The sequence below is a fragment of the Prosthecobacter sp. genome (assembly GCF_044373815.1).
GTDB lineage: Bacteria > Verrucomicrobiota > Verrucomicrobiia > Verrucomicrobiales > Verrucomicrobiaceae > Prosthecobacter.
Map to the genome: position 1 here is coordinate 1 of NZ_JBIPNG010000452.1, position 5,388 is coordinate 5,388.

The 5,388-nt window shown below is 58.2% G+C and carries 4 protein-coding genes; 1 reads left to right on the top strand and 3 read right to left on the bottom strand.

Features of this window, described 5'->3' with window-relative positions; all coding sequences use genetic code 11:
* Nucleotides 1–382 (bottom strand): hypothetical protein (locus tag ACIREA_RS25740; protein ID WP_397385187.1); only part of this gene is annotated, 382 nt, incomplete at its 3' end.
* Nucleotides 383–397: 15 nt separating this feature from the next.
* Nucleotides 398–1,759, bottom strand: coding sequence for a right-handed parallel beta-helix repeat-containing protein (locus tag ACIREA_RS25745; protein WP_397385188.1), 1,362 nt, complete (start codon nucleotides 1,757–1,759; stop codon nucleotides 398–400).
* A gap of 150 nt (nucleotides 1,760–1,909) precedes the next feature.
* Here ACIREA_RS25745 and ACIREA_RS25750 point away from each other — a divergent pair, with 150 nt between their 5' ends.
* Nucleotides 1,910–2,932, top strand: coding sequence for a cytochrome-c peroxidase (locus ACIREA_RS25750; protein ID WP_397385189.1), 1,023 nt, complete (start codon nucleotides 1,910–1,912; stop codon nucleotides 2,930–2,932).
* Between the two features lie 61 nt (nucleotides 2,933–2,993).
* On the opposite strand, the gene ACIREA_RS25755 is transcribed toward ACIREA_RS25750, so the two are convergent.
* Nucleotides 2,994–5,388, bottom strand: a 2,395-nt coding sequence (locus ACIREA_RS25755; RefSeq protein ID WP_397385190.1) for a beta strand repeat-containing protein, incomplete at its 5' end; no start/stop codon positions are given.

The following is a 5,388-nucleotide window of genomic DNA, read 5'->3' on the forward strand; positions in this document are numbered from 1 at the left end:
TAGCCAGCAGCATGCCTTCCAGGGTCTTCCACAGTACGAGGCTGCGCGGGGGCAGGGGCAGTGCAATCTGCCATTCCATGTCCTTCCGCCGGAACAAGCTCATGCCGGTGATGGTGGCATTGGAGATGACGAGCATCACGAAGAAGAAAAAGAAGAGCAGAAAGACCAGACGCTCCGTGAGCAGCGGGCCGATAAGGGGCAGCTTCATCATGAAATCCAGCCCGCGACCCACCAGCAGGTAGGCTGCGAGGCTGTAGAGCCCGAGGAACGCGCCAACCGTCACGCTGAGAAGGCGGTTTTCGCGCATGCCAAAGCGCAGCTTGTGCCGCAACATACGACCGTGGGTGCGGGCCAGCAGCCATGTGGCGGATGAGGTGGTCATGCCTCGATGTCCACGTTATTTGTTTCCGAGCACATTCTGCTCAATCACATTGTCTTTGCCGCCGACGATGCTGAGAGAGGGCTCCTTGCTGCGCTGTTCTCCTTCACGGTCATCGCGGATGATGTTTCCAGCGACCATGCTGTTGATCACCTGATCCAGGCGGAGTCCCGTGCCATCAGAGTCCAGAATGCTGTTGTGGGAGATCTGCAGCCGGTTGCAGGATTCGATGTCCACTGCGGCGCGCTGCTTCCACACGCCGCTGATGACGTTGTTGCTAAAAATGCTGTCGGTGCAGCGCTGGAAGACGATGCCGTTTTTCTCCGCGTTGTCGTTGCCGTTCACGAGGTAGCGCGGGTTGCGGTCAAAATTGTTGCCGGTGACCACGATGTTGTCACTGTCCGTTATGACAAGATCGTGCTGGAAGCCTTCCCAGAAGGTGTTGCCGGTGATCGTCACCCCCCGTGAGTGCTGGATCTCCACATTGACCTGCACATCGCTGAACACATTGGCGGTGATGGTCACATTGCCTTCGCGGGTGTGCTCGCGACCGGCGCGGCGCAGGAGGGATGGATCCGTGCCGGAACCGATGATGCGGATGTTGGCTGAATCCGGTGACTTGTGCGTGTGCTGCAGGGTGCAGCCTGTGATGGCGACCTCGCCGATGGAACCGCCGCGTGAGTCGAGCATCACATTGGCGCTGGGCGGTCCGTCCTTGGCGTGATTGCCTTCGATGTCGCAGGTGCCGATGTGCAGATTGCGAACGTTGCCTCCCACGGAAACGACACCGCCGCCGCCGTTGTAACTGATATGGCTGCCCACGATGTTGGACTGGTGCAGGTTCACATTGTCGTAAAAAACACCGATGCCGGTGTTGTGATAGAAGTGACACGCTGAGATCAGTACGTTGCGGTTGCGAGTAGAAAGATGCACGGCGTGCCGGCATTCACGAATGACGACGCGGCTTAGCGTGATCTGCATGGTGCCTGTGGCCTCGATGCCATCAGCTTCAGCATCCGCCCCGACGATTTCGATGCCTTCCACCATGGGGGTGCGCTGGCTCTCCCAAACATCCGGCTTGAATGAATCTGGTGCTGCCGAGCCTTCATGCGTGCCCACGAAATGCAGCGCCGGCCCTTCGCCTGCCATGATCAGCCGCACGGTGCCGTCTCCTGTGAGTGCCGCGAAGCCGGTCTTTGTCAGATCGATCTTCACGGTTTGCGTCAGCAGGTAGGTGCCTTTGGGCAGCTTCACACTGCCCACGGTGTCAAAGAGGTGTTGAATCGCCGCCGTATCGTCTGTCTTGCCATCACCTACAGGCTGCTGACCCAGTGCCATGCTTGCTGCTGCGAGCAGCAGGAGAAAAGATTTTGAGAACATTTGTCCAGCCTAGCTGCCTGCCGGGGATTTCGTCAATTTGAAGCTGTGTCTGGTGTTGAGAAATCGTCTCAGCCATCGTTGTTTTGCAATCACTTGAAACCCGCGCCTTGCACGCCACGTATCCGACTCGCTGTTTTAATTCAACATCCTATGAACCCCACCGCTCGCATTTTTGCTCTTTTTGTCGGCTTGAGCACCGCTTCCGCTTTCGCGCAGGCAGATCTATCTGAAGCCTTCCTGCCGATGTTCATGCCGTTGCCTGTCGAGGTAGCCTCCGCCACCAACGAACTCACCGAAGCGAAGATCAATCTTGGTCGCCAGCTCTACTTTGAAACACGCATTTCCAAAGGCGGGAAGATGTCCTGCAACTCCTGCCACGTGCTCGACAAATACGGCAACGACAACCTGCCATTCTCCCCCGGGCATGAAGGCAAGCTTGGCGGCCGCAGCTCGCCTTCGGTTTACAATGCGGCTCTGCACGTCGCCCAGTTCTGGGATGGCCGTGCGCCGAGTGTGGAGGAGCAGGCCAAAGGCCCGGTGCTCAATCCCGTCGAAATGGGGGCACCTGACGAAGCTTTCGTGATCAAAGTGTTGAAGAGCATGCCTGGCTATGTGGAAGGCTTCAAGGCTGCCTTCCCCGGCGAGGCTGACCCTGTGAACTACAACAACTTTGGCAAGGCCGTCGGTGCCTTTGAGCGCAAGCTGCTCACTCCTTCCAAATGGGACGCTTATCTCAAAGGCAACAAGGAGGCTCTCAGTGCCGAAGAGAAGAAGGGGTTTGCCACCTTTGCCAAAACCGGCTGCGTCACCTGCCACAATGGCGTTGGTGTTGGCGGCATGATGTATCAGAAGCTTGGCCTCGTGAAGGCCTGGCCTGATCTCAAGGACAATGGCCGTGCCGACATCACCAAGAACGATGGGGAGAAGGGCTTCTTCAAAGTTCCCAGCCTTCGCAACATCACCGAGACCTATCCCTACCTGCATGACGGTTCCGTCAAAACGCTGGAGCAGATGGTCCAGAAGATGTCCGAACACCAGCTGGGCAAGACGCTGAGTGACGAAGAAACCGCCTCCATCGTCATCTTCCTCAAATCTTTGAAGGGCGATCTTCCCGCCGACTACATCAAGGCTCCCAAGCTGCCTGAAAGCACCGCCGAGACACCCAAGGCGTAAATCGAATACTTCATTCTGAATCTTCTCATCAGCCGGGCTGCACAGCCCGGCTGATTTGTTTTCAGCGCCTGCGTCTGACCAGAGTGATTCCCAATGCCAGTCCCAGCAGGAGAAGGCGTGAGGGCTCCGGCACGAGGACGATGGCGATGGTGCCATTGGTCGTGAAGTTGCTGATGTCCCAAGCGTAGCCTGAGCCTGATATGTCGGGAAGATCTAAGCCGCTGGCTTCATCCGAGTTCCCAGAAAGCTGGTCGGTGTAGTTAAAGCGGCTGTCAAATGTAGGAGAAGATGCAAGACCGGACCAGTCGATGAGATTGTAAACTGCTGGAGCGGTGGGGGTGAAAGCCGTGGCTGTAATGGTGAGGTTGCCATTGAACAGCAGCGTGGTGGAGCCGGTGCCCACGATATTAAGCAGATCAGAATTGCCGCCCAGATTCAGGCCGAGAATGATCGTGCTGCCCGATTGAAAATCGATGGTGCCGGAACCTGAGGCTGGCTGGAAGGTGAGAGTGCCGTAGTTCCCTTGAGCGGTGCCATCACCTACTTGAACGGTGGCACCGCTGCCTGCTGTGAAACTGGAACCTTGAATGACTCCCGTGCCGAATATGGTCGCGCCGCTTTGCACTGTGACCGCACCCGTGCCGGTGGTGCCCATGCCTGTGAGACCGACTTGCAGCGAACCAGCCTGTACGAGCGTGGCGGCGGTGTAGGTGTTGTATCCTCCCAGAACAAAGGCTCCTGAGCCGGTCTTCGTGAGTGCCACTGTGCCTGTGCCGCTGGTGTTGTCCACGATAGACCCCAGGTGCTGGCCGGTGGTGTCTCCCGTGCCCACGGTCAGAGCGGTGGTGGTTCCCGTGGCGTTGTTGTAAATCGTGCCGCCGGGTGCTCCGTTAACAATGCCTAAGTTGGCGTTGTAACCGTTCAGATCCAGAAAGCTCTGGGCATACATGGTCACAGTGGCGGTCGTGGCGATCTGGCTCGCCCCCGCCAGCTGAACTGTGGCGCTGCCATATGAAGCGCCGACGGTGCCGATGATCAGTTTTGAGGATACCGCCACAGCGCCACCTGTTTTCGCCAACACGAGTGTGCCGCTGTTCACCGCGAGGCCCGAGGAACCTGAGAGGGTGTTGCTGGTGCTGCCGCCGAGGGTCAGGGTGCCGGTCCCGGCCTTGACCACCGAGAGGTTTGTGCCGGTCAATGCGCCGTTGAAGGTGGAATCCGGCATTGTTTGACTCAGCGGGTTGCCAATGGTGAGGACTGAGTTGGAAGTGGCGGTAACTGTGCCACTGCCATTCAGAGAACTGATCGTCTGTGAAGTGCCAAGGGCCAGGGTGTTGCCTGAAGCCATGGTCACCTGGGCAAATGTGCCGATAGCGGTGGCGTTGTTGAGGTTCAGTGTGATCGCACCGCCCGTTCCAGCCAGATTGATCTGCGTGCCATCCACCAAGCTGGTGGCTGCTGTGGCAAGTATGACGCTGCTGGCACCTGTGCCGCTATTTTGAAAGGTGATGGTGCGTGGTGCGATGGCTTGATCGGTCAAGGTACCCAGAGTCAGAATTGCGTTCGCGCTGGCGGTGCTTTGTACATCGAAGATGGGGTTGCCAGGAGCCAGGGATGGGCCGCCGATGGTGATGGTGGTGAGGGTCAGGCCGATCGTGCCGCTGGTCACGTTATTGCCTGCTTTCACTGTCAAAGTATTGCCGCCGATGACGACCGCCCCCATGGTGAAAGTGATGCCGCCTGCACCAGCGCTGGCGCGATCTGCGATGATGGCTGAATTGGCCAGCACGTTCACCGGATTGCTGATCGTGCCGCTAGCGTCATAACCAAGGCTCAGAGTGCCGCCGTTCATCGCCATAGTGCCGGTGCCTACCACGGCGATGGCAGTTGCTGCCTGCAACCGAAGGATGCCCTCATCGATTTGATTGGTGCCGCTGCGTGCGCTGGCTGCTGTGCTGCTGAATGTGAGCGTACCACTGCCAAATTTGGTGAGAAGTACGCTGCCGGTCAGTCCTCCAGTGTTGTTGATCACGATGTTGCCTGTGCCGCCAATTCTTGACGCTCCACCCAGCACCATGCTGCCAGTGATCGTTGCTGTCGTGCTGCTGCTGTTGATGAGTGCACCACCGCCGTTGTGACCGACGCCGGAGATGCTGGTGAAGTTCCGGCTGGTGCTCTGACCATTCAAATCCAGCGTGCCCCCGGCGCTGATGGTCACTCCACTGGTGGCCCCCAGTGCGCTGGCGTTGTTCAGCTTCAGAATGCCAAGGCTCACAATGGTGGCGCCGGTGTAGGCGTTTGTGCCGCTCAGCGTCAGTGTGCCAAGTCCAGACTTTGTCAGTGCGGTGGCCACGCCACCAAAGCCTAGAACACCCGAGTAGTCGGTGCTGTACACCGTGGAAGAACTGGCATTTCCCACGGTGAGCACAAACGCGCCAATGACTTTGCCATTGCCT

Excerpts from the sequence above, each read along its gene's own strand:
- ACIREA_RS25750 (WP_397385189.1), top strand. The coding sequence starts at position 1,910 with ATGAACCCCACCGCTCGCATTTTTGCTCTTTTTGTCGGCTTGAGCACC.
- ACIREA_RS25745 (WP_397385188.1), bottom strand. The coding sequence starts at position 1,759 with ATGTTCTCAAAATCTTTTCTCCTGCTGCTCGCAGCAGCAAGCATGGCA.